The sequence below is a fragment of the Streptodolium elevatio genome, from assembly GCF_053592165.1.
Genome location: NZ_JBSFVE010000012.1, coordinates 236,407 through 260,167, shown reverse-complemented (window position 1 = coordinate 260,167; position 23,761 = coordinate 236,407). Strand labels below are relative to the sequence as shown.

Sequence of the window (23,761 nt, the reverse complement as noted above, 5' to 3'; positions counted from 1 at the left end):
CCAGCCCCGCATGTGACCCGGTCCGGCGTGTGACCCGGCCCGGCGCGGCGCCCGGTCGCCGAGCCGTGTGCCGCATCCGGGCCGGTCAGGCGGATGCTGCGATGGCTACCACCACGGCGATGATCGCGATCAGGGCGATCAGCACCAGTATCAGTGTGCGTGAGACCGGTGCCTCCTCGGGAGCGTCCGGCGTCCCCACCGGAACCGGGGGCGGCATCGGCCGTGGCGGCGGCATGTTGAACGCGTCCTGACCCGTCACCGCGGCGCGGGCGCACCAGGGGCACGCGGTGAGGTGGAAGCCGTACGTGTGCCGCGGCCGTTCCCCGCAGGTCTCCACGCGCGACCGTTCGCGGTCCAGCGCGCGCAGCCAGTCCTCCGCCGACGGCCGCGACTCGGGCCGGTGCACGCCGGGTCCGAAGGCCTGCCGCGCGAGCGCCAGCAGCGAGGGCGGCAGGACGGTCGGCTCGACCATGTTGCGCGGCGTCGTCACCGCCTCGGGGTGGACTACGTACGAGCAACTCGCCGCGATGTTGTCCTTGATGGTGCTGTCGCTGCTGCTCCCGTGCGGTACGCCCCCGAAGGGGTGGTTGCCGACCGTCAGCAACTGGTAGATCAGCACGGCCAGCGCGAAGTTGTCGGTGTGCGGCGACGCCGGGCCGCCCGCCTGGCGTTCCGGCGCCGAGTAGTCGGCGGTCTGCATGAGCGCCGGGAAGTGCTCGCCGCTCGCCGGGTCGGTGAACGCGATCGAGTCGCAGTCCAGCAGCGTCACGAAGCCGTTGCCGTCGACGACGATGTTGTTGCTGGAGAAGTCGCCGATGACCAGGCCCTCGTGGTGCATGCGTGCGGTCATGAAGGCGAGGTTCCAGCAGACGCCGAGCAGGAACCGCCAGTCGGTCTGCGGCGGGAAGCAGCGCAGCCGCTGCGCGCGGGTGAACAGGCCGATGAGCGGTACGTGTTCGGGTTCGCCGAAGCGCCGCATCGCGTAGCCGAGGAATTCGCCGTCCACGCCGCGCACCACGGCGGTGGGCCAGGCCAGTTCGGGGGGCTGCGAGGTGTTGGTCGGGCGGCCGCCGAGCGGCGTCAGGTTGAGCATCCGCTCGACGCGGCGCTCCTGGTCCGGCCCTTGCGGTTCGCGGTAGAGCTTCACGACGGTGCCGGGGTTGTCGTCGAGGGGATACACGGCAGCCTGGCCGCCGCCTTTCGGCGCGTCCCGGCTGCTGAGAACCACCTCGTCGTCGCCCACGCGCAGGCGCCGCTCGGTCATGTGCGCACCGCCCGCAGGAGTGTCTTGTCGTCGGCGTTGAGGGCGGTCAGCCGGTCCGAGCGCAGGAGCGCCGCGAGCGCCTCCTCGTCGGCACGGGGGTCGGGCCCGGGGTTGTCGAGGGAGCGGAACACCGCCGTGGCGAACGACTTGTTCGGGTCGACGGCCCGCCCGCCGAACCACGAGATCGCGGCCTGCGCCAGGCCGTCCGTGGACAGCAGGACCCCGTCCGCGTCCGGGTCGAGCACGCACTCGGTGCGGATCCAGCGCGGCGCCTCACGCGACGTCAGGAACACCGTCTCGTTGCTGTATTCGCTCGCCGACTCGGGCTGCGGCAGCAGGTGGTAGAGCGGGGTGCCGCCGTCCGCGCCGGCGCGCAGGATGGCGAATCCGTCGCCCACGCTGGCGTACCCGATCCAGGTGGGCGCCAGGACGACGACGGTGAGCGTGGTGGCGAAGTCGTCCGGCCGCCCGCCGTTCTCGCCGGTCCGGCGCAGGAACTCGTCGCGCACTTCCAGGAAGGTGTCGCCCAGCAGCGCGTGCGCGGCCTCGCCGTCTGTCGCCGCGCCGCCGGAGCCGTTCGCGAACAACCGTGTGGCGCCTATGCGTTCGGCGAAGTACGCGGTGGCCAGCCGGACCGCGAGGGCGGAGCCGACCTCGGACTGGGGGCGGCTGCCGGCCCCGTCCGCCACCGCGAGCACCACCACGCGGGCGTGCTCGGGTCCGGTCGCGGCCTCGGCCCACGCGTCCTGGCACGGCACGCCCTCGCGGCGGTGCCGGTATCCCTCGACGCTGATGCCGTGCGTACGCCACGAACCGCGCGGCCCCGACCCCAAGCCCGACCCCGACCCGGACCCCGGCCCCATCAGGGCTCCCACGCGGAGCGCTGGGTGCGGAACTGGTGGAAGATCTTCTCGAACACCTCGTCGCCCGCGCCCTTTTGCTCGGCGTTCGCGCTCGCCGACATCATCGCCAGCAGTTCGCGGAACGGGAATCCCTGCAACTGCGCGTGGAACGCCGGTGCGAGCGCCCGCAGCACGTCGAGGCCCTGCGGGGTGATCCCGCCGACGCCGATCGCGTACAGCCGGAAGTGCCGCTTCTCCTGCTCGGAGGCCAGCACGGGTACCAACCGCTGCCAGGTGTCGGTCAGTTGCCCCTGGGTGTCGGTCGGCAGGCCGTCGGTCATGAGGCAGATCTGCGGCCGGTAGTACTGGAGTCCGGCCTGCCGCAGTTCCTGCTTGCGGGCCGCGACGATCTGCATGGCCAGTTCGACGGCCTCGGTCAGCAGCGTGACGCCGGACGCGACCAGGCTCGGCGCCTGGAACTGGTGGGCGGGGACGAAGGGCGTGCCCGGCTGCCCGGGCGGGATCACATGCGGTCCGCGCCACGCGGCCACCCCGGTGCCGCCGAACGTGATGACCGCGACCTCGACGCTCGCACTGAGGCTGACGTCGTCGTGCAGTTCCCTCGCCCACTGCCCGAGCGCCTCGTTCAGTGTCGCGATGGGCGTGCCACCCATGGAACTCGACGTGTCCAGGCACAGCACGAGCGGCAGGCGCTGCGCGTTGTTCTCGAAGTCGATGTCGGCGTACGCGTCTTGCGGCGCGGCCTGCGGTACCTGTCGGAGCACGGTGGCGTCCTGCGGCACCGAGCGTCCCCAGCGATTGCCGGGCAAAGTACGACCCCCTCAGTTCTTTCCACGTCGCGACGGCCGGACGGCCAGCAAGGCCCCGGACTCGGCAGCGACGGTGTCGACGGATTCCCCGACGGCCGGCGGCTCTCCGGCGTCCGCCCAGGTGGCTCGGACGAGGCAGCGGTCGAGTTCGACGTACCCCTGCGGGTGGAGGCTCGTCCGCACGGTGGCGGCACGCGTCGGACCGACAGCTCTGGCCCCGCCCCGCGACGGCCGCCGTCCGCCCGTCGCCGCGGCGGCGGGACGCGGCGGCGCCGAGGTCCGGGGCGGGGGCGGCGCGGTCGCCGTTGCCGTTGCCGTTGCCGTCACGGTCGCCGCACCCCCCGGGTATGCGTCCACCTCGCCGCCGTAGGCGCGTTGCGCCGCAAGCCGCCGTCGGAAGGGCACCGCCAGGGCGAGTACCACCGCCAGCACGAGGACGGGCAGGGCCAGCGTCCAGGACGGCACTCCTTCGTCACCGCCGTCGGTGCCGCGCGTGGGCAGCATCAGCAGCCCGCCGTTCTCCTGCGCGAGCCGTTCGGCGACAAGGCGTTCGCCCGACACTCCCTCGGCCGGGGCCTTCTCCAGCAGTTCGCACACCGCCTCGCAGCCGCCCGCCGACTTCAGCAACGCGACGGTGCCCGGGTCGAGACGGGCCACCGCGCTATCGCGGGCGACCACCCGGCCGGCCGGATCGGCGGCCAGGGTGAAGAGCAGGCTCCCCCCGACACCGCTGTCCCCGCTCGGCAGCACGACGGCGAACCGGCCTTCGGCGAACGCCTCGCGGGCGTCGCGGACGTCGCCGGCGTCCACACCGACCAGGCCCAGCGGGCGGGTCAGCGTGACCACGACCGCACCCGAGCGCGAGGACCGCGCGGTCTCGGCAAGGCAGCGCAGTGCGGGCTTGTCGAGCTGTGTCGGAGCCCCCGCCGCGCATCCGTCGGGCAACAGAATCCCCGGCGCACCGGCGGCGTCCCCGGCCGCGGAGGCATGTGAAGCACGTTGACCATACGAGGCGTTCGAGGCGTTCGGGGCGTCCCCGGCGCTCGCGCCCGCCACGCCGGAGAGTGGCAGGCCGAGAAGCAGCGCCGCACTCGCGACCGCGGCGGAACCCCGCCCCCGCGTCCAGGTCATGCGCGCCCCCACCCCATGAGGAATGCCGCATTCTATCGGCGGCCGGTTCACAGCCGGAACAGTTCTTGACAGCGCGTGAACATCACGCGCCCGTGCTCCACCCACCGCGTCGCCAGCGCGTCGAAGTCCGGTTGGGTGAGGCGGCAGGTCAGCGGCATTGTGCAGGTCCCGGCGATGCACGGGTGCGGTCCGCGTACGTCCCACACCGACAGCATCGGCACCAACTGCTCGGTGTTCCAGGCGTTCGCCGCCGCGGCCGCGGTGGCCAGCTGGTCGCGGCGCAGCGTACGCCCGTTGGTCATGAACGCGACCAGCAGGCTCGACGTCGTCATGAACCGCACCGTCAGCAGCCGTTCGGTCGACGGGATGTCGAACTCCAGCGTCACCGAGACCGTGTCGGCGGTCGTGCGCAGTTGGTGCCGGACCGCCCAACGGTCCAACAGCACACGCCAGTCCGAACCGAGCATGTGGACCTGCGGTCGGCTGTGCTCAACGTCCGGCACGGGTCATCGCCTCGACGATCATTTCACCGGTCAGCCCGGCGTCCAGCAGGGTCTGCGCGTGCAGGGTGAGACACGAGGCGGTGGGACCCGGTGTGCCCGCGTTGCCGGACGGCGGCGGCAGTTCGTGCACCCGCAACGTCTCGGCGACGGCGGGGAACGGCCATCCCCCGGCCTGCAGGGCGTGTTCGGCGCTCGACGCCGGGTCCGCGGGCTCGGCGGCCCCCGGCTCGGCGAGGAGTTCCGCGAGCAGGTCGTCCAGGTTCGGCCGGTCGCCGGGTTCCTTGGCCAGGCAGCGCCGGATCAGCTCGCGCAATCCGTCGGGAGCGCAGGCGAGTTCGGGTTCCCCGTGGACGAGCCGGTACAAGTGGCCTTCGCCTCCCGGGAAGGGCTGCTCGCCCGTGGCGGCGAACAGCAGGACGCCGCCGAGGGAGAACAGGTCGCTCGACGGTCCCACCATCATGCCGGTGATCTGTTCCGGTGACATGAACGCCGGGGTGCCGAGCACGATCCCGCTGCGCGTGAGCCCGGCGGCCCCGAGCATGCGCGAGATCCCGAAGTCGATGACGCGGGGGCCGTCCGGGGCGAGCAGCACGTTCGAGGGCTTGAGGTCGCGGTGCACGACGCCCGCCGCGTGGATCGCCCGCAGCGCCTCCGCGAGCCCCGCCCCGAGCAGGCGCACCTGCGGCTCGGCGAGCGGGCCGTTCCGGGCGACCTCCTCGGCGAGGGACGGGCCCGGCACGTACACCGTGGCGAGCCACGGCGGGTCCCCGTGCGTGTCCGCGTCGACGACGGCCGCGGTGAAGAGGCTGCCGACCGCCCGCGCGGCGTCGACCTCCCGCTCGAAGCGGTCGCGGAACTCCGGCTCCATGGCCAGCTCCGGCCGCACGACCTTGACGGCCACCATGCGGCCGGTCGGCGAACGGCCCAGGTACACCCACCCCATGCCGCCCGAGCCCAGCCGCCCGACGATCTGGTACGGCCCCACCCGCTGCGGATCGCTCAACGGCGTCCTCACGCTGTCCTCCCCTGCGGCCCGCCGACGCCGTACCGCTTCCGGTGCACCGGTTGCCGGCGTCGGACGGCCGCAAGGGGATTGTCCCGGGAAACGGCTCCTCCCGGTATGCGAACCACGAGACCGTGACCTGGGTCGTGTCCGGGGGCCTTCGGCGTCAGCCCTTCCAGGGCGGGGTGAGCCCCCAGTCCCAGCGCGGCATCGGCGTCTGCGGCAGCGGCGGCGGGTTCGGGCCGGAGTAGATGATCGCCATGCGCGTCCCCCACTCCAGGTAGTACGCCAGGACGCCGCGGAACTCCGGGTCGTCCGGCAGCCCGACCTCGTCGGCGGTGTCGGCGAGCAGCGCGACCCAGCGACGCCGCTGGGCCTCGGTGATGCCCTTGCCGAGGTGCTTGGAAGCCATGTGCGGGTGGCCGCCCAGATCGGTGCTGTAGACCGCGGGGCCGCCGAACACCTCGCCGAGCCACGCCGCGACGTGCTGCGCGTGGTGGGCGTCCATGCCGGCGAACACGGGGGCCAGCACCTCGTCCTCGGCGACCCGCTCGTAGAAGCGGGTGAACAGGCGGTCGAAGGCCTCGGCGCCGCCTGCCCACTCGAACAGCGTGGGGTTGGAGCCGCCGGTGCCGACGACGTCCGTCACCTCGTAGTGCCGCATCTCCTGGATGGCCGAGAAGTAGGGCTTGATCTCGGCGAAGAACGCCGGGAAGTGCTCGCCCTTGCGGAAGCCCTCGAGGTGGTCGGGGGCGGAGGTCCAGCGGATGCGCAGTACATAGGAGCCGGGCTCCTCGGTACAGCGCGCCAGTTCGTAGTCCACGCACTGCGGGGCGGCCCGCAGCGACGCGGCGGCCCGGGCGTACGCGGCCTCGAATGCGGCGGCGTCCGGCTCCGGGATGGTGTAGCGGATGTATTCGACGATCATGGTCGCGCCCCTGGGGTCGGGAACCGGATTTCCCGCCCCAACGGCACGGCGGCGGCGGATGATTCCCGCCCGCGCGTAGCGGACAGCCGGCGTGCGGCGGCCACCGCGGCCCGACCTGGCGAGACGTCCGTCACAACCGGCGGGAATTCACCCTCCCGACGACTTTCGGACAACAAAGCGGGCGTACGAGGGCTCCGGTCGGCCCGCCACACGCCGGCGTACGCCTCCCGCCCCGCCCGCGTCCGTGCAGCTCACGACGCCGCCAACACGTTGGGGCGAAAATCCGGTTGGCGGCCGGACCGACGCCGTGCGCGCCGGTGGCGTGATGACGGCGCATGTCCGAGGTGCCTGATAAATCGTCACTTCACGGACTGTTTCCGGCCTCTGACTGGACGTCATCGATCTGACTAGGATGTTGGCGCCCTGCTGTCCCCGCCCACTCCACGTGGCCGTTCCCGAGGATCCGATGACAGACAGCGTCCCGTCCGCGGTGTTCTGGAGCCTGGTCGCGGTGGCCCTGATCCTGACGGGAGCGGTGGTGCGGCTCCTGTGGACCGCGGCCGCGCACAGACGCCGAATAGCGGACCTGGCGGGCGGCGTCGAGGCGCGCGACACCTCGTTGCGCACACTCGTCGAGGACCGTCTGCCGCTGTTGGAGAAGAACCACCGGCCGTTCGGCCCCGTGGTCCCCGACCCCCGGCTCGAAGGCACGTCGCACGCGCTGAGCGTGCACCTCATAGAGGAGATGTTCGGCGGCGCCGTGCGCCGTGCGCAGATCCGCGCCGACCAGTCCGCCAAGGCCGCCCTCAAGGGCGCCATGCGGGCGCTGCAGGGCCTCGCCAACGAACAGCAGCTCGCCATCTCGGACATGCAGGACGAGTACGACCGCCCCGACATCCTCGGCAGCCTGCTGGAGATCGACCACACCAACGCGCAGTTCGGCCGCCGCGCCCAGGCCATCGCCGTCCTGTGCGGGTCGTGGCCCGGCCGCCAGCGCGAGGCGTCCTCGCTGATGGACGTCGCCCGCGGCGCCAAGTCGCGCATCCGCGACTACCGCCGGGTGCAGGTCCACGAGCAGATCGAGGTGGCGGTCGTCAGCCGCGCGGTCGAGCCCGTGGTGCTCGCGATCGCCGAACTCCTCGACAACGCCACCCGGCACTCGCAGCCGAACACCACCGTCGAGGTCAACATCCAGCCCGCGCACAACGGCGCGTGCGTCGTCGTCGACGACGCGGGCGTGGGCATGAACGACAAGGAAATCGAGGCCGCCGTCCGCTTCATCGGCGGTGACGAGTACATCGACATAACGCGGCTCGGCGACCCGCCGCAGTTCGGGTTCGCGGTCGTGGGCGTGCTGGCGCAGCGGTACGGCTTCAGCGTCTCGGTCGACACCCGCTCGCCCTACGGCGGCGTCCGCGCCGTGCTGTTCCTGCCCAGGGAACTGCTGACCCACCTCGAACCGGAAGACGTGCCGGGGCTGGTACGCGAACTCCGCCCGCCCGTACCGGCCCAGGCCCTCCCCGCCGCCCCGCGGCCGACCGCCCCGGAACCCCGCGAGGCCCACGAGGCCCGCCCGGCACACGTGGCCGAGCCGGTCCACGCGGCCGACCCGGTCCACACCGGCCACCCGGTCCACCCGACCGACGCAACCCGGCCGGCCGACGCAGCCAGCCCGACCGACGAAGTCCGCCCGGTCCGCGAAGACCGGCAGGCCCACGGGCACGCCGGTCAGCCCGAAGAGCCCATGCCCGTCGACGTCGTCGGCTCGACGGCGGCCGGACTGCCCAAGCGCAGGCGCCGCGACGCCGCCGCACCGGCGGCACGGGCCGCGCGTCCCACCGCCGCCACCGAGGCGGCCGCCGCCGCGGACGCCGTCGCGACGGACACCGCGCGGGGCCGCTCCGTGCACGAAACGGCCGCCCGCATGGGCGCGTTCGCCCGGGGCACCCGCTCCGGCCGGGCCGCGGTGCGCGACGGCGACGAGGGACACGGCGACGATCAGGACAAGGGGATCGCACACTCATGAACGACCACGGTCACAACGACCTGGGCTGGATGCTCGACGAGGCCCTGCGGGTCCCGGAGGCGCGGCACGCGATCCTGCTGTCCGCCGACGGGATGCTGCGCGCCCACTCGCGCGGCATCGACCGCGACGAGGCGGACCGCCAGGCCGCCGCGCTCTCCGGCCTCCAGTCGATCAGCCGCAGCACCTCCGCGTTCGCCGACCCCCGGGAGACCCGGTGGCGGCAGACCCTCGTCGAGTTCGACGGCGGCTATGTGTTCCTGGTCGCCGCCGGAACCGGCGCGTACCTCGCGGTCTCGGCGTCCGAGCATGTCGACATGGAGTCCGTGACGTACGCGATGCAGAAACTGGTCGACCGTCTCGGCAAGGAACTGACCAGTCCGCCCAGGCAAGGCCTCGGAGGCCGCCCATGAGGCGCCGCCGCCCGGGGCCGGCCGGGGACCCGCAGGCGCCGGGGCCCGACGGCGGCGCCCCGGGCGGCCGCGGCAAAGGACTGGTCCGGCCGTACGTCGTGACGGACGGGCGCGCGCACCCGAGCCGCAACACGTTCGACCTGGTCACCCTGGTGATCGCGACGGCCGACCGGCCGCTGTCCGGACTCACCCCGGAGAAGCGCCGCCTGGTCGAACTGTGCCGTCCCGGCTCGCTCTCGGTCGCCGAGGTCGCCGGACACCTCGGCCTGCCGGTGAGCGTCACCAAGGTGCTCCTGGCCGACCTGGTCGACGCCGGCCACATCCTCACACGCGCCCCCATCCCCGCGGCCGAGCTTCCCGAGGCCCAGTTGCTTCAGGAGGTGCTTGATGGACTCCGTGCTCGCCTCTGAGCGCGACGCACAGTCCGGCCCCGGAAACGGTGCCGTCTACCTGCGCCCGACCGTCCGAACGTCGGTGAAGCTGCTCGTGGTCGGGCATTTCGCGGTCGGCAAGACGACGTTCGTCGGCACGCTCTCGGAGATCCGGCCGCTGCACACCGAAGAGCGCATGACGCAGGCCGGCGCGCTGGTCGACGACCTGAGCGGGGTGCCCGACAAGACCACCACGACGGTGGCCATGGACTTCGGCCGCCTGACCCTCAACGACCGGCTGGTGCTCTACCTGTTCGGGGCACCCGGGCAGCAGCGCTTCACCCGGCTGTGGCAGGACATGGCGACGGGCGCCCTCGGTGCGCTGGTCCTCGCCGACACGCGCCGCCTGGAGCAGTCGTTCGAGGTGATGGGCCTGCTGGAGGACCACGGGCTGCCGTACGCGGTCGCCCTCAACCAGTTCCCCGACTCGCCCCGCTACGCCGACCACGAGATCCGCGAGGCGCTCGACCTGCTGCCCGAGACCCCGTTGGTCACCTGCGACGCCCGCGACCCGCGCTCGTCCACCGAGGCGTTGATCGCCCTTGTCCGCCACCTCCTCACCCTTTCCGGCCAGGAGCCCTCGTCTTGACCACGAACCCCGACAGCGGCACCGCGGAGACCGAGTCCGCCGGCCCGCCGCCCGGTTGTCCTGCCCACGGTCTGACCGGAGTCCCGCTCTACGGCGCCGACTTCGCCGACGACCCGGCCTCCGTGTACGCCCGCCTGCGCCGCGACCACGGCCCCGTCGCACCCGTGTTGCTCGACGAGCAGGTGGAGGCGTCGCTGGTGACGTCGTACGACGCCGCGCTGCAACTGCTGCGCAGTCCCGAGACGTTCTCCAAGGACCCGCGCCGCTGGAAGGCCGTCCAGGACGGCCGCATCGCCCCGGACAACCCGGTGCTGCCGATGATGGGCCACCGCCCCAACGCGCTGTTCACGGACGGCGCCGAGCACGCCCGCTACCGGTCGGCGATCACCGACAGCCTCGGCCGCGTCGACCCGGTCGAGTTGCGCGAGTACGTCGAGCGCAGCTCGGACTCGCTGATCGACAGCTTCGGCCCGGAAGGCAAGGCGGACCTGCGCCGCGAGTACGCGCTCGTGGTGCCGCTGCTGGTCTTCATGGAGATGTTCGGCTGCCCGCCCGGGACCGCGGAGAAGCTGGTCCGCGGCATGTCCGGCATCTTCGAGATGGTGGACGCCGAGAACGCCAACGCCCTGCTCTTCGAGGGCATGGTCGAACTCGTGGCGCTCAAGCGGGCCGAGCCGGGGCCGGACGTGACCTCGTGGCTCATGGCGCACCCCTCGGGGCTCACCGACGAGGAGCTGATCCACCAGCTGACGCTGCTGATGGGGGCGGGCACCGAACCGCAGCAGAACCTCATCTCGAACAGCCTGCGGCTGCTGCTCTCCGACGACCGCTTCGCGGGCAGCCTGTCCGGCGGCACCATGCCGGTCGACGACGCGCTCGACGAAGTCCTGTGGAGCGACCCGCCGATGGCGAACTACGGCGTGCACTTCCCGGTCCGCGACGTCGACCTGGCGGGCGTACGCCTGCGCGAGGGCGAGCCGGTCGTGGTGAGTTTCGCCGCGGCCAACACCGACCCGGCCCTGGCGTCGCACCGGCGCGGCGGCAACCGCGCGCACCTCGCGTGGAGTGCGGGACCGCACGCGTGCCCCGCCAAGGAGAGCGCCCGGCTGATCGCGGCGGTCGCCATCGAACGCCTGCTGGACCGGGTCCCCGACATCAGGCTGACCGTCCCCGCCGAACAACTGCGCTGGCGCCCCGGTCCGTTCCACCGGGCGCTCGCGGAACTCCCGGTGGTGTTCCCGCCGGTGCACCCGAAGGACGCGACGGCATCCGGCGCCGCGTACCCGGCGCCGGGCGCGACCCCCGCCTCCCCCCGACCGCTTCCTCCGCATCCCGCTTCATCCGAACCACAGCCTGGAGGCAAAGAGTGGCCGAGCAGTCCGGCGCCTACGTCATCGACCCCTTCGGCAGCGACATCCACGGCGAGAACGACGAGCTCCGCGCCCGCGGCCCGGCGACGCTGGTGGCACTCCCTGGCGGTGTGGAGGCGTGGTCGGTGAACAGCCAGGCCCTCATCAGGGACCTGCTGACCGACCCGCGCGTTTCCAAGGACACGCGGCAGCACTGGCCGGCGTGGATCAACGGCGAGATCCCGGCCGACTGGCCGCTGCAGATCTGGGTCTCGGTGCAGAACATGTTCACCGCGTACGGCGGCGACCACAAGCGGCTGCGCACGCTGGTGTCCAAGGCCTTCACGGCCCGGCGCACCGCGGCGATGCAGCCGCGCATCGAGGAGCTGACGCGCGGCCTGCTCGACCGGATCGCGGCCACCCCGGAGGGGGAGACGGCGGATCTGCGGCGGGACTTCGCGTACCCGCTGCCGATCAACGTGATCTGCGAGTTGTTCGGCGTGCCGGAGAGCTCGCAGCCCGAGCTGCACGCCGCGGTGGACACCATCTTCCGGACCACGGCGACGCCGGAGGAGATGCAGGCGTGCCAGGTCGGCATCTACGGCATCCTCACCGCACTGGTCGCGGAGAAGCGCGAGAACCCCGGCGACGACATGACGTCCGGGCTGATCGCGGCGCGTGACGACGACGGCAACGGCGAAGCGGCGGTGCTCAGCGAGGGCGAGCTGATCGACACGCTGCTGCTGGTGCTGTCGGCCGGGCACGAGACCACGGTCAACCTGCTCGACAACGCGATCCACGCGCTGCTGACGCGGCCGGACCAGCTCGCGCTGGTGCGGTCCGGCAAGGCCTCGTGGGACGACGTGATCGAGGAGACGCTGCGGGCCGAGGCGCCGGTGGCGAACCTGCCGCTGCGGTACGCCGTGGAGGACATCGAGATCGGCGGCGGCGTCACGATCCGCAAGGGCGAGGCGATCCTGGTGGCGTACGGCGCGGCGGGCCGCGACCCCGAGGTGCACGGCGACGACGCGGCCGAGTTCGACGTCACGCGCGCGGTCAAGGACCACCTGGCCTTCGGCTTCGGCGCGCACTTCTGCCTGGGCGCGCCGCTGGCCCGCATGGAGGCGCGGATCGCGCTGCCGGCGTTGTTCGAGCGCTTCCCGGACCTGGCCCTCGCGGTCAAGGAGGAGGAGCTGGAGCCGATGGAGTCGTTCATCTCCAACGGCCACAAGGCGCTGCCGGTACACCTGGGCAAGTAGGCGTACCAAGGCGGTTGGGAGCACGGCGAAGCGCCTCGGATTCCCGAGGCGCTTCGCGTTTTTTGCCGCGACAGCCGTCCGTCGTGGTGGCGCGCCGGCCCAACACGCCGCCACGACGTACCGCATGCCAAGGCGCCCGCCTGCCTGCGGGCACCCGGGCAATCACACGGCGCGCCGCCGTGGGGGGCGGGCACGCGCCGTTCCACCGCCGACCCGGCCCGCGCGTCCGACCGGCCCTGTTCCGTCTGCCAACGGCGGAGAGGAGGGACGCGGGGTGCCGGTCGGAGGCCTGCCCGGCGGCCGCACGGTCGGGCCGGGGGCATGGCCGCCGCCCATGGCTGGGGTCGGCGGAGCTGCGCTCGAGCGGGGCATGGGACTCCTCAAAGCGGGGGGCGCTCTGATGCCGCACGGCAGCCGGCCGACCGTCGACCCGCTGTCCAGGATGGGGTCGACGGCCGACCGGCGGCCGATCGGTGGTGACGCGTGCAGTCTCGGATCCGGACCCCGGCAACGCACACCCCCGGGTCGGGGGTTGCATCAGGGTTGCAATGGACCCCCATCCGCGTGCACGATCGCCAGATGTCGAATCCGGAAGCCGGGCCTACCCGCCCCGAGGTGCGCGATCGGACCTAGTCGGGGCACCGGTTCCCTTCCTAGTCTGCCGAGCATGCGATCACGTGTGCTCGGAGCCGTGCGGTACGCCGGCGTGCCCGCCGCCGGGGCACTGGCGGCCGGCGTCCTCACGGCGTGGGCGGCCGCGCCCGCCCACGCGATCGACAACCGGGCGGTGGCTCCGTACGCCGCGAGCGGCGCACCGGCCAAGGGCTCGACGGCCGGGTGCGCCGACGCACCGCTGCTCGAACCGGGCCGGTACACCGACTCGCTCGCCACCGACCGCGATCTCTTCTACCGCGTCGGCAAACGCGGCGACCAGGTGCTGGAGGTCTCCGCCACGGCCGTACTGGCGCAGAAGGTGTTCGCCGGTTCCGAGCTCTCGGTCGGCGCCGGCTGGGGCGAAGGCGACAAACCCGAGTCGTGGCTCGCGAAGACCGACAACGCGGCCGACGGACTGAACGTCATCAGCGTGGGCGCGCGTTCGAACAGCAAGGCCGTGGGCGGTACTTCGGCCTGCATACGGATCGGCAACGGCATCAGGCCGGTGGAGGGCTCGACCGGTCCGTTCAAGGTCGAGGTGGTCGTCGGCCTCGTCGCCCCGGACGCCGTCCCGGGCACCGGCGCCGGTGCCCCCGCCAACGCCGACGACGGGTTCTCCTTCGCCGGGGCCAAGCGCCTCCCGGACTCCGGCACCACTCGCGGGACCGTCGCGATAGGCGAGTTCCCGTTCTGGCGGGTGGATCTGAGGGCGGGTCAGACGCTGACCGTACGCACGACCCTGGAGGTTCCCGCCGACCTCGCGGCCGGCCCCCAGGCAGGGTGGGCAGCGCACATCTACAACCCGCTGCGACGCGCCGCCAACTGCCCGGCGGAGGCGGGCGGCCCGCGCCGGGCCTCGCTCGCCGCGGGCGCCAACCGCGCCGAACTCCGGTGCGGTCCTTGGACGGTGGAGGCGGACAAGCCCGACTACGAGACGACCTACAACCTGCCGGGGACGTACTACATCGCCGTCGGCGTGACGGACGCGAAGGACACCGCACGCGGGCAGGTCGTGCCGTACGAACTCAGGGCCACCGTCGACGGCGTCGGCTCCGGCCCCGACCCGCGCGCCAACACCGCCTTCGGTGCGTCGCTCGACGACGACGCGAACGGCACGGACTCGGCGGCCTCGGACGACGGGCGCGACGGCACCGACACGGTGCTGATGGCGACGGCCGCCGGATCGGCGCTCGTGTCGGTGGCGTCCCTCGGCATGCACGTGCGCGCCCGCCGTTCCCTGAACGCGCGGTCCCACAGCCCCGGGCACCCCCTGCCCTCCGGCGCCCCGGGGAAGCCGCGCAAGCCCAGGAAACCCAGGAAGTCCCGGTCCCGGCCGATGCGGCTGCCCGCGGACCTGCTGCCCGGGCAACCGCCCGCGCCCGCGGCCCCGCCCGAAACCGCGCCGCCGCCCGGTCCGCCCGACCCGCCCGCGACGCCCGGCCCGAAGAAGCGACCGGCTCCGCCTCCGCTCTCCATCCCGCCGAACCACAACGCGCTGGACTCGGTGTGGTCCATCAGCGTCGTGCTGGGCGAGGACCCGGACGACGGCTCCGAGGTGCCGGACACCTCCGGAAGCCACCCCGCGGTCTCCGCCGAACCGCCGCACCGGGACGGGACGTCGCCGGACCCGCGGAACCTGCCGTCGTGGCGCCCGGGACACGACGCCTGACCCTCGCCGGCGCCGAGGGAACCCCCTCTCAGGCCCCTCTGTCCCAAAGCCGCGTGCCCGTGCGCGTGCGCCGGATAGCACCATGGCCCGCCACGGGCCAAGCATGAACTTCACGATCGGTCGTGTGTGTTCGTACGGGCCGGAGGAGAAGGAGGCGGTCAGCTGATGCTCCGCATACGCCCTGTGGTGTTCGCCGGACGGGTCCGGGACGCGTTGAAGCCCGGGCGCGGGCGGACCACGACCGCCGTGGCGCTCGGCGCCGCGGGTTCGCTGATCGCGGGGATGGTCGTCGCGGGCATGGGTGCCGCGGGAGCGAATCCTGACCTGTCCGACATCGGCGCCTGGCTCGCCAGCGACAAGAAGGGCAACGTCGCCCACGTCAACGGCCTCACCGGCCAGGTCGACGGCCGGGTGAAGCTGCCGCGCAACGACGACACCCGGCTCCAGGTGAGCGAGGACGGCAACACGGTCCTGGTGCTCGACGAGAGCACCGGCACGGTGAGCCGCATCGACCCCTCCCAGCTGACCGTGCCGCAGACGTTCGACCACGAGACGCCCGGCCTCAAGCTCGCCTCGGGCGGGGGCAAGGCGTGGCTGGTGGACGCCGCCAACGGCCAGGTCCGGCCCATCGACCCGGTGTCCCTCGCCCCGCTCGGCGCGCCGCTGGACGTCGGCGGCAAGCCGCTCGGCGAGGCGCAGGCCGACCCGGCCGGCACCCTGTGGGTCCCGGTCCCCTCCACCGGACAGCTGGTGCCGGTCACCGGCGACAAGCTCGGTTCGCCGATCAAGGTCGCCGAGCCGAACGGCGCGCTGCTGCTGACCATGGCCTCCGGCCGGCCCGTCGTCACCGACGTCAAGGGCGGCCAGATGCTGATCGTCTCCGGCAACGGCGTCGAGCGCACCGTCAAGCTGCCCGAGGACATGGCGAAGGGAAATCCCGAGAAGCTGCTCGCGCCCGGCCTCAGCGAGGGGCCCGTGGTACCCGTCCTGGCCGCCGACACCGGAACGCTCACGCTGGTCGACATCGACAGCGGTTCGGTCACCGCGGTGCCGCTGACCGTGCCGGCGCACGACTTCGCGCCGCCGCAGGTTCTGGGGGCGAAGGTCTACATCCCGGACCGCTCGGCCGGCTCGCTGTTCGTCTACAACATCGTGCAGGCGAAGTTCGAGGACCAGCTCAAGGTCACCGGCGTCCCCGGCAAGCTCGAGGCGTACGTGCGGGACGGCCTGCTCTGGGTCAACGACCAGGACAGCGCGACCGCCGCCGTCGTCAACGTACAGGGCCAGCTCCAGCTGATCGGCAAGTACGAGAACACCCCCGGGCCGGGACAGGGCTCGGCCACCGGCTCGACCCCGCCCACCCCGGCCAAGAGCGTGCCCGAAGGCGGCGCCACGTCCTCTCCGGAGGAATCGGCGGCATCGTCGTCCGCGCCGCCCTCCGGGAGCCCGGACGACGAGTCCACGGGCGGGGCGGAAGACCCCTCCGGCGACGGTTCGGGCCTACCGCCGGTGGTGCCGCCCGTCGTGCCCCCGGTCGAGCCGCCCGTCGTGCCGCCGGGTCCCGGTGACGACGACGGGGGCGACGACCCGCCCCCGAGCAAGTCCACGCGGCCGGATCCGCCGAAGACCTCCGAGGCACCCAAGCCCTCCAACACGCACAGGCCGCCGGACCCGGATCCCGAGCCCTCCACGACACCTCCCGTGGATCCCCCCAAGCCGCCGGACCCCCCGACGGATCCGCCGAAGCCGCCGGACCCCCCGACGGATCCGCCGAAGCCGCCGGACCCGCCCGCTCCGCCGACCACGCAGGTGCCGACGACCCCGGCCACGAGCGACAAGCCGACCGAGACGCCCAGCAGCAAGCCGCCGACCACCTCGTCGAACCCGAAGCCGCCCACGACCGCCACGAAGCCGCCGACGACCGCCACGAAGCCGCCCACGACCACGACGAAGCCGCCGACGGGCACGACGAAGCCCCCGGCCATGAAGAAGCCCGGCACGCCGGTGGCCACGTCGGGCGCCGGCAAGATCACGCTGATGTTCCAGCCCGCGTCCGGCGCGACACCGTTGCGCTACACCGTCGGCGGGACCAGTGCCGGAATGGGTGTGACCCCCGCGTCCGTCGGTCCCAAGGGTCCGTTCATGTTCACCGTGACCGGCGGGTCGTGCGAGAAGGAGTACCGCTTCTACATCACCGCCGAGTACCCGGGCGGCATCATGAACTCCGGCTGGTCCACGGCCGTGCGCCCGTGCCTGCCGCCCGGCAAGCCGACCAACCTCACCGCGACGAAGTCCGGTGACAAGGCCAAGGTCACGTGGGGCGCGCCGACCAACACGGCGGGCGAGACCATCACGTACACCGGTTCGTGGTCGGTGAAGCCCAGCGCGAAGACCACCCCGAAGGCCGCCGTCCAGGGCGGCGGTTCGGACCAGCTCACGCCCGCGCTGTACGGCGGCCTCGTCGCCGACCCGCCCGCCGTCAACCACCCGACGGTGGCCGACGGCACGGACGTCGCCGCCGCGGCGGCGCCCACGAAGGGCAGTTGGACGACGACGGACCGGTCTGTCACGTTGTCCGTCGGCGGCGTCAGCGGCTCGTACACGTTCAAGGTCACCGCCAAGAGCAAGGGTGGTTCCACGGCGTCGGCTCCGGCCACGCTGACCATCACCCTCAACTACGGCAAGGTCAGCAACGTCACGCTCGACGCGCCTCCGGAGCTCCCCGGATCCGCGCCCTACCCCCCGACTCCGTCTCCCTCCGGCCCGGGGGACGGTGACGGCGCGGTGGCTCTCGCCGCTGCCATCGCGCCCAGCCGCCGTCCGGACCACGACACGGCCATGTGATCGCCCGGGCGCGCGGACCGGGTCCCGCGCGGGCGGTGCTTCCTGCCTGACACCGCCCCTGCGGGACCCGGATCCCGGCCACCACTCATCCGACGACCGACCCCGGGCGGGCCCTCGACCAGGTCCACGGACCGGCCCCCCGAAGACCGTTCGCAATCTCGACTCCCACCTCAGGAGTGCCGTGAGCACCATCCCCCACCCGGCGGCCGGGTCCCCGACGGCGCCCCTCGGCCCGCCCTCGTCGTCCGCCGGCCCGTCGCCTGCCGTGCACTTCCACGCGCCGGACGCCCTGCGCCTGTTCCGCGAGTGCTTCCACGCGCTCGCCGACAACGTCGAGCGCGTCGTCATGGGCAAGCGCGATGTCGTCGAACTCGCGCTCACCTGCCTCTTCGCCGAGGGCCACCTGCTCGTCGAGGACGTGCCCGGCACCGGCAAGACGACCCTCGCCCGGGCGCTCGCGGCGTCGCTCGACGCGCAGTGGCAGCGCGTGCAGTTCACTCCGGACCTGCTGCCGTCCGACATCACCGGCGTGTCGATGTTCCGGCAGACCACCAACACCTTCGAGTTCCTGCCGGGGCCGGTGTTCGCCAACATCGTCATCGGCGACGAGATCAACCGGGCGTCGCCCAAGACGCAGTCGGCGCTGCTGGAGGTCATGGAGGAGGGCCGCGTCACCGTCGACGGTGTCGCGCACCCGGTCCCGCGGCCGTTCATGGTGGTCGCGACCCAGAACCCGGTGGACATGTCGGGCACGTACCCGCTTCCCGAGGCGCAGTTGGACCGCTTCCTGATGCGCGTCACCGTCGGCTACCCGGACCACCGCTCCGAAGTGGCGGTGGCTTCGGGAACGGCCGGCGCACCCGCCGTCGAGTCGCTGCCCGCCATCGCCGCGGCGCACCACATCGGCGAGTTCATCGAGGTCGCCCGGCAGCGGGTGATGGCGTCGGAGCCCGTCGTCGACTACGCGGTACGCATCGCGCAGGCCACCCGCACGTCCCCGCACACGCGGCTGGGTGCCGGCCCGCGCGGCAGCGTGTCGCTGATCCGCGCGGCCCGCGTGCGCGCCGCGTCGCAGGAGCGCGCGCACCTGCTCCCCGAGGACATCAAGGCGCTCGCCGCCCCGGTCCTGACCCACCGTCTGCTTCTGTCCCCGGACGCCGAGTTGGCGGGTTGGACGGCCGAGTCGGTGCTCGCCGACGTGCTCTCCGCCGTCCCCGCACCCGCACTCGGGGGCATGGCGAAGGCACGCGCATGACCTCGGTGCGGGAGTCCGCGCGGCCGCGGACTCCGGCGGACGACGAGAACGCGGAAGCCGGTGCCCGCCTGAGGTCGGTACGACCCGCCGCCGTCGGCCTGAGCAGTTCCCGTCTGACCCCCTCCGGCCGCGCGGTACTCGGCACCGGGGTCGTGGCGTGCGCCGTGGGCTGGGGCCTTGGCTACGCCGAGGCCCTGGCCCTGGGCGTCGCCGCCCTGGCCGCGGTCGCCTTCGCCCTCGTGTGGACGCATCCCACCCCGTCGGTGCGGGCGCGCCGGGAGATCGTGCCGATCCGCGTGGCCCGTGACGAAACCGCCCAGGGCGTCGTGGTGTTGCACAACACCGGTACGCGCACGCTGCGCGGGATGCGGGCCGAGGACCGCGTCGCCGGCGTCCCCGTCTTCCCCGTCGACCTGCCTCCGGTGCCGCCCGGCGCCGAGGTCCGGGCCCGCTACCGGCTGCCCACCGACCAGCGCGGCAGCGTCGAGGTGGGACCGATGCTGCTGGTCCGCGGCGACCCGCTCGGCCTGGCCCGCCGGGTCCGCGAATGCGGCTCCGCCGAGACGCTGCTCGTGCGGCCGCGTACCGTGCCTCTTCCGGTGCTGCCCGCGGGGCGGACGCACCACCTCGAAGGCCCCACCTCGGACACCGCCGAGGACGGCACGCTGACCTTCCACTCGCTGCGCGAGTACGTGCTCGGCGACGACATGCGGCGCGTGCACTGGCGTTCGTCGGCACGTACCGGCCGCCTGATGGTGCGGCGCATGATCGACGTCAGCCTGCCGACCACGACCGTGGTGCTGGACACCGGCCAAGACGCCTACCGGGACGGCGCGTTCGAGACCGCGGTCGACGTCGCCGCGTCCGTCGCGGAGGCCGCGGCACGGAGCCACTTCCCGGTGCGGCTGCTCACCGGCGGCGGCCTGCTGCCGCTGGGCGACGGCCACGACCCCGGCGCGGACCACGTGCTCGACCGGCTCTCGCTGGTGAGCGCGGAGAGCCGGCACACACTTTCGGACGCCCTCGACGTCCTGGAACGCCTTCGCGAGGGTGACACTCTCGTCGTCGTGACCGGCGGCGAACTCCCGCTTCCCGGGGAGAGGTTGGGGCGCATGCGCGGGCGATTCGACCGCATGCTGGTGGTACGCGTAGGCGTGTCCGCCGCCGCGACGACGGCGCTCGGCGTGCCACAGCTCACCGTCGACCTGCTGGACGACCTGGTCCCGGCCTGGCGCAGGGAGGCGATGCGATGAGCACCACGGCACCACCTCCCACCACCGCGCCCGTCGGCGGCCGCGGGACCGCGCCGGCCCCCTCCTCCGCCGACGCGCAGACTGCCGCGGGCAACCGGGCCGGGAAGCGCACCGGTTCGCCCGGCGGCGCCAAGAAGCGCTCGAAGTCCCGCAAGCCCACGGTCTCGTCGTCGTCCGCACGGGCCGCCCGGGCACGCCGGCTCTGGTCGCTGGTGCCCGTCGCCGCACTCGCGGCGGTGTCCGGCCTGGCGTACCACCGCGTGTTCGGCATGCGCGAAGTGCTGCCCGTCGTCGGTCTGGCCGCGACCGTCCCGGTCCTGCTGGTGCTGCTGTGGTCGCGCCCGACGGACAAGCACAAGCCGCGTCCGCTGGTCGGCTCCCTCGCGGTCTCGGCGCTCGCCTGGAGCGTGGCGGTGTCCGCCACGCTCTACCGCGACGACGCCCTCGCGCACGCCCTGCCGACACCGGACCTGCTGCGCCGGGCCGGCTCGGACGTTCTGGACGCGCCGCGCGGCATCCTGACCACCGTGCTGCCGGCCCCCGGCGACGCCGCGCTGCTCGTGCTGGTGTCCGCCGGGGTCTGGATCGCCGCCTTCGTCGGCGCCGAACTCGCGCTGCGGGGCACCTCGTCCGCACTGCCCGCGGTTCCCGGCCTGCTGATGCTCGCCGTGCCGGTCGTGCTGTCGACCGGTGCGCCCGGCTCCAACACGGCGGTCCTCGCCGGCGCCGTCGGTGCGGCCGGCCTGCTGCTGGTGTGCCGTGCGCCGGGCCGGCGGTCACCGGGCCGGATGCTCGCGGTGGGCGTGCCCTGGGTCGCGGTGCTCGCGGTGCTCGCCGGGGTCGTGGCGCCGCAGATGCCCGGTGTGGGTGCCCCGCCGGACCTGCGGGACAAAGTGAGCCCGCCGCCGCCGGTACGCCTGGCCTCGGTCAACCCGCTCGACCGCATCTCGGCCTGGCTCCTGACGCCGGATCAGCCGCTGTTCCGGGTCCTCGGCCCCGCCGAACCGGACCGCTACTGGCGGCTCACGGTCCTGGACCGGTACGACGGTGTCACGTGGTACCCGGTCAACGGCCTGCGTCCGACCGGCGGCCGGGTGCCCGAGGCGTCCGACGAGGACGCCAAGGCCGCGCATTCCGTGCAGCAGATCACGCTCGACAAGCTGGACGGCGTGTGGCTGCCCGCCGCGGACCGGCCCACCCGGGTCGACGTGCCGGGCGACGTGGACCTCGCGGTGGACCCGGACAGCGGGGCCCTGGCGACCGACGCGCAACTGACTCCCGGAATGCACTACAAGGTGGAGTCGAGCGTCCCGGAGTACGACCCGGACCGCATCCAGGAACTGCCCACCGTCTACGACACGGCGAACACCGCGCTGCCGGAGGTGGACGCCGCCGCCGAGCCCATCGAGTCGATCCAGGAGTTCCGCAGGCTCGCGATCGAGGCGACGGCAGGCGCCACCTTCCCGTACCAGCAGGCGCTGCGCCTGGCGAACTGGCTGCGCGAGAAGCACCGTTACGACGTCACGGCGGTGCCCGGCCATTCGTACCGCAACCTCCGGTTCTTCCTGGAGTCGAGCAAGGAGGGCACGTCCGAGCAGTTCGCGGCGGCCTTCGCGGTGCTGGCCCGCTCGATCGGGCTGCCGACCCGTGTGGTCGTGGGCTTCTCGCGGGGCACCGCCGAGCCGGACGGCTCGTGGCGGGTGGACAGCGGGGACGTCGTGGCATGGCCCGAGGTCGAATTCGCCGAGGTCGGCTGGGTGCCGTTCTTCCCGACGCCGGGTGAGGCCGGCCGGACCGGGGCACCGAAGAACGATCCGGCGGACGCGACGCCGGGCGGCCAGGTGCCTCCCCCCGCGGTGAACCCGCCCGCGCCGGCCGAGCCGTCGCGGACCGAGAAGGACGCGGACATCGCGGACCAGGTGCGCCCGGGCGCGTCGGGGCCGGTGCCCTCCACGGGCGGCTCGGGAACACCTTTGTGGTGGTGGGCCGTACCGCTGGCGGTGCTGTTCGCTGCGGCGGGCGGCCAACTCGGTCTCGCCGCGGTGGCCCCCGGGATCGTCCGGCGCCGCCGTCGGCACGGGCCGCCGGACATGCGGTTGTTCGGTGCCTGGCGGCAGATCGGGGACCGGCTTGCCGAGATCGGCATGCCGGCCGGCGGGGCGCTGACGGTACGCGAGGTCGCGGAGTACGGCGAGGCCAAATTGCCCGCCGAAGTCGGCGAACGCTTGTGGCCGTTGGCCAAGCTGGTCAACGACACCGCCTACGCGGGCCACGCGCCCCTGGCCGAGGAGGCCGACGAGGCCTGGCGTACCTGCACCGAGGTCGAACAGGCGGTCAGCCGCTCGGCCGAACGCCCGGGTCTGCGCACGCGAATGCGCAACCGGCTCGCGCCGCGGCAACTCGTGGCGTCCTTGCGGCGGGAGACAAGGGGATGACAGTGGACACGGGGCCAGAAGCAGGGCCTGGCGCGACATGGCGGCCGCCGGCCGGCATCGGTGCCGGGGTGGCGCTGGGTGTCGGCGAGCAGGGCATCGAGCCGCCCGCGGACTTCGTGCGACCTGCGCTCAGCCTGCCGGTGTGGTGGGACGACGACGCGGGCGTTTCCGCGCCTGCGATGTCGTTCGAGAAGCCCGCGGCGCCTCCGCCCGTACCGTCCGCGGCGCCGGCGGCGGCCCTCGTGGAGGCCCCTTCGGTACTGCCGCCGGTGGCGCCGACGGATGCGGACCTCGGGCCTCCGGTGCCTTCGGTAGTGCGGCCGGCGGCCGTGCCGGCCCCGGCCGATCCGCTGCCGGGCTCCTTCGAGGAGCGCCACGGAACCGGCGGCATCGGCGGTATGGGCGGCGTCGACGGGGCCGACGGGGATCCCGACTTCGGCTGGAGCTTCGAGCCCGACCCCGAGTTCGGTTGGGAGGAGCCGACCAAACCGTCGCCGCCGTGGTGGCGGCACCCGATCGCGCTGTTGAGCGCGGCCGTGGTCTTCGTCGGCGTCGCGGGAACGTACGTCATGCTCGGTAGCGAGGAGGAGGAGCCACCACCGCCGCCGCCCAGCGCGGCACCGCAGCCGGCCACCCCCATCTCTCCCGAGGAACTCGCCGCCCACCAGGCCCGGTCGGTGGCCGTCAAGACCGCCGAGGGCCGCCTTCAGGTGACCTGGAAGGTGCCCGACCTGCCCGAGGACGTGGTGGGGTACGCCGTCGTCGCCCAGACGCCGACGGGTGAGCTGCTTGACCGCAAGCTCGTCGACCCCGACGAATTGGTGGCGGTCTTCACCGATCGCGCCGCGCTGCCGGGGACCTGCGCCGTGGTCACCACGCTGGTACGCGCGGCACCGAGCCTGATGCTCGCCAAGGGCAACGCGGTCTGCCTGCCGACTGCTTCGGGGTCGCCCGGCGCGGGCGCCGGGACCTCGTCGCCGGGCAGCACCGGCACGCCGGCGGCGGCGTCGCCGGCGCCGGACACCGGTGCCGACGCACCGGACGAACCGGCACCGGTGGCCCCCGACGAGGAGTGACCGGCTCGTC

General features: G+C 73.4%; 19 protein-coding genes. 12 read left to right on the top strand and 7 right to left on the bottom strand.

What is annotated here, in order from left to right; translation table 11 throughout:
* Positions 1–85: 85 nt before the first annotated feature.
* From ACWD12_RS23125 to ACWD12_RS23095, 7 genes are all read right to left on the bottom strand, one after another.
* Positions 86–1,264 carry a protein kinase domain-containing protein gene (locus ACWD12_RS23125; RefSeq protein ID WP_450101099.1) on the bottom strand — a complete coding sequence of 393 codons (1,179 nt, stop codon included), beginning with the start codon at positions 1,262–1,264 and terminating at the stop codon, positions 86–88.
* The gene (locus ACWD12_RS23120) at positions 1,261–2,127 is read right to left on the bottom strand and encodes a PP2C family serine/threonine-protein phosphatase (protein ID WP_450101098.1); all 867 of its coding nucleotides are present in this window, start codon (positions 2,125–2,127) and stop codon (positions 1,261–1,263) included. Before ACWD12_RS23120 ends, ACWD12_RS23125 begins: the two co-directional genes overlap by 4 nt.
* Positions 2,127–2,891 carry a vWA domain-containing protein gene (locus tag ACWD12_RS23115; protein WP_358346803.1) on the bottom strand — a complete coding sequence of 255 codons (765 nt, stop codon included), beginning with the start codon at positions 2,889–2,891 and terminating at the stop codon, positions 2,127–2,129. The genes ACWD12_RS23120 and ACWD12_RS23115 overlap by 1 nt, the downstream gene beginning before the upstream one ends.
* A gap of 57 nt (positions 2,892–2,948) precedes the next feature.
* On the bottom strand, positions 2,949–4,067 hold the full coding sequence (locus ACWD12_RS23110) for a hypothetical protein (RefSeq protein WP_450101097.1): 1,119 nt from the start codon (positions 4,065–4,067) through the stop codon (positions 2,949–2,951).
* Positions 4,068–4,114: 47 nt separating this feature from the next.
* Entirely contained in the window at positions 4,115–4,570 is a 456-nt protein-coding gene (locus ACWD12_RS23105) for a hypothetical protein (RefSeq protein WP_358346809.1), read from the bottom strand.
* Positions 4,557–5,585 carry a serine/threonine-protein kinase gene (locus ACWD12_RS23100; protein WP_450101096.1) on the bottom strand — a complete coding sequence of 343 codons (1,029 nt, stop codon included), beginning with the start codon at positions 5,583–5,585 and terminating at the stop codon, positions 4,557–4,559. Before ACWD12_RS23100 ends, ACWD12_RS23105 begins: the two co-directional genes overlap by 14 nt.
* A gap of 154 nt (positions 5,586–5,739) precedes the next feature.
* Entirely contained in the window at positions 5,740–6,501 is a 762-nt protein-coding gene (locus ACWD12_RS23095; RefSeq protein ID WP_450101095.1) for a globin domain-containing protein, read from the bottom strand.
* Between the two features lie 466 nt (positions 6,502–6,967).
* On the opposite strand from ACWD12_RS23095, the gene ACWD12_RS23090 reads away from it, so the two are divergent.
* The 12 genes from ACWD12_RS23090 (at position 6,968) to ACWD12_RS23035 (ending at position 23,751) form a co-directional block, all read left to right on the top strand.
* Positions 6,968–8,527, top strand: a complete 1,560-nt coding sequence (locus ACWD12_RS23090) for an ATP-binding protein (RefSeq protein WP_450101094.1) — start codon at positions 6,968–6,970, stop codon at positions 8,525–8,527.
* Positions 8,524–8,937, top strand: a complete 414-nt coding sequence (locus ACWD12_RS23085) for a roadblock/LC7 domain-containing protein (RefSeq protein ID WP_358346821.1) — start codon at positions 8,524–8,526, stop codon at positions 8,935–8,937. Before ACWD12_RS23090 ends, ACWD12_RS23085 begins: the two co-directional genes overlap by 4 nt.
* Positions 8,934–9,347 (top strand): DUF742 domain-containing protein, encoded by a 414-nt coding sequence (locus ACWD12_RS23080; RefSeq protein ID WP_358346823.1) that lies wholly within the window; start codon positions 8,934–8,936, stop codon positions 9,345–9,347. Before ACWD12_RS23085 ends, ACWD12_RS23080 begins: the two co-directional genes overlap by 4 nt.
* Entirely contained in the window at positions 9,325–9,957 is a 633-nt protein-coding gene (locus ACWD12_RS23075; RefSeq protein ID WP_450101093.1) for a GTP-binding protein, read from the top strand. Before ACWD12_RS23080 ends, ACWD12_RS23075 begins: the two co-directional genes overlap by 23 nt.
* Positions 9,954–11,456, top strand: coding sequence for a cytochrome P450 (locus ACWD12_RS23070; protein WP_435838948.1), 1,503 nt, complete (start codon positions 9,954–9,956; stop codon positions 11,454–11,456). Before ACWD12_RS23075 ends, ACWD12_RS23070 begins: the two co-directional genes overlap by 4 nt.
* A complete protein-coding gene (locus tag ACWD12_RS23065) occupies positions 11,372–12,565 on the top strand; it encodes a cytochrome P450 family protein (RefSeq protein ID WP_450101124.1) in 1,194 nt (397 codons plus the stop codon). Before ACWD12_RS23070 ends, ACWD12_RS23065 begins: the two co-directional genes overlap by 85 nt.
* 667 nt (positions 12,566–13,232) lie before the next feature.
* On the top strand, positions 13,233–14,888 hold the full coding sequence (locus tag ACWD12_RS23060) for a hypothetical protein (RefSeq protein WP_450101092.1): 1,656 nt from the start codon (positions 13,233–13,235) through the stop codon (positions 14,886–14,888).
* A 165-nt stretch (positions 14,889–15,053) separates the two neighbouring features.
* Positions 15,054–17,732: a hypothetical protein gene (locus tag ACWD12_RS23055; protein ID WP_450101091.1), complete on the top strand. Its 2,679-nt coding sequence runs from the start codon at positions 15,054–15,056 to the stop codon at positions 17,730–17,732.
* A gap of 181 nt (positions 17,733–17,913) precedes the next feature.
* Positions 17,914–18,987 (top strand): AAA family ATPase, encoded by a 1,074-nt coding sequence (locus tag ACWD12_RS23050; protein WP_450101090.1) that lies wholly within the window; start codon positions 17,914–17,916, stop codon positions 18,985–18,987.
* Positions 18,984–20,240: a DUF58 domain-containing protein gene (locus ACWD12_RS23045; protein ID WP_450101089.1), complete on the top strand. Its 1,257-nt coding sequence runs from the start codon at positions 18,984–18,986 to the stop codon at positions 20,238–20,240. The genes ACWD12_RS23050 and ACWD12_RS23045 overlap by 4 nt, the downstream gene beginning before the upstream one ends.
* Entirely contained in the window at positions 20,237–22,675 is a 2,439-nt protein-coding gene (locus ACWD12_RS23040) for a DUF3488 and transglutaminase-like domain-containing protein (protein ID WP_450101088.1), read from the top strand. Before ACWD12_RS23045 ends, ACWD12_RS23040 begins: the two co-directional genes overlap by 4 nt.
* Entirely contained in the window at positions 22,672–23,751 is a 1,080-nt protein-coding gene (locus ACWD12_RS23035; RefSeq protein WP_450101087.1) for a hypothetical protein, read from the top strand. The genes ACWD12_RS23040 and ACWD12_RS23035 overlap by 4 nt, the downstream gene beginning before the upstream one ends.
* The last annotated feature ends 10 nt before the right edge of the window (positions 23,752–23,761 follow it).

What these genes read in the sequence shown, in the direction of transcription:
- ACWD12_RS23125 (WP_450101099.1), bottom strand. Translation starts at nt 1,264, where the DNA reads ATGACCGAGCGGCGCCTGCGCGTGGGCGACGACGAGGTGGTTCTCAGC.
- ACWD12_RS23040 (WP_450101088.1), top strand. Translation starts at nt 20,237, where the DNA reads ATGAGCACCACGGCACCACCTCCCACCACCGCGCCCGTCGGCGGCCGC.
- ACWD12_RS23075 (WP_450101093.1), top strand. Translation starts at nt 9,325, where the DNA reads ATGGACTCCGTGCTCGCCTCTGAGCGCGACGCACAGTCCGGCCCCGGA.
- ACWD12_RS23035 (WP_450101087.1), top strand. Translation starts at nt 22,672, where the DNA reads ATGACAGTGGACACGGGGCCAGAAGCAGGGCCTGGCGCGACATGGCGG.
- ACWD12_RS23090 (WP_450101094.1), top strand. Translation starts at nt 6,968, where the DNA reads ATGACAGACAGCGTCCCGTCCGCGGTGTTCTGGAGCCTGGTCGCGGTG.
- ACWD12_RS23095 (WP_450101095.1), bottom strand. Translation starts at nt 6,501, where the DNA reads ATGATCGTCGAATACATCCGCTACACCATCCCGGAGCCGGACGCCGCC.
- ACWD12_RS23085 (WP_358346821.1), top strand. Translation starts at nt 8,524, where the DNA reads ATGAACGACCACGGTCACAACGACCTGGGCTGGATGCTCGACGAGGCC.
- ACWD12_RS23045 (WP_450101089.1), top strand. Translation starts at nt 18,984, where the DNA reads ATGACCTCGGTGCGGGAGTCCGCGCGGCCGCGGACTCCGGCGGACGAC.
- ACWD12_RS23080 (WP_358346823.1), top strand. Translation starts at nt 8,934, where the DNA reads ATGAGGCGCCGCCGCCCGGGGCCGGCCGGGGACCCGCAGGCGCCGGGG.
- ACWD12_RS23060 (WP_450101092.1), top strand. Translation starts at nt 13,233, where the DNA reads ATGCGATCACGTGTGCTCGGAGCCGTGCGGTACGCCGGCGTGCCCGCC.
- ACWD12_RS23110 (WP_450101097.1), bottom strand. Translation starts at nt 4,067, where the DNA reads ATGACCTGGACGCGGGGGCGGGGTTCCGCCGCGGTCGCGAGTGCGGCG.
- ACWD12_RS23120 (WP_450101098.1), bottom strand. Translation starts at nt 2,127, where the DNA reads ATGGGGCCGGGGTCCGGGTCGGGGTCGGGCTTGGGGTCGGGGCCGCGC.
- ACWD12_RS23055 (WP_450101091.1), top strand. Translation starts at nt 15,054, where the DNA reads ATGCTCCGCATACGCCCTGTGGTGTTCGCCGGACGGGTCCGGGACGCG.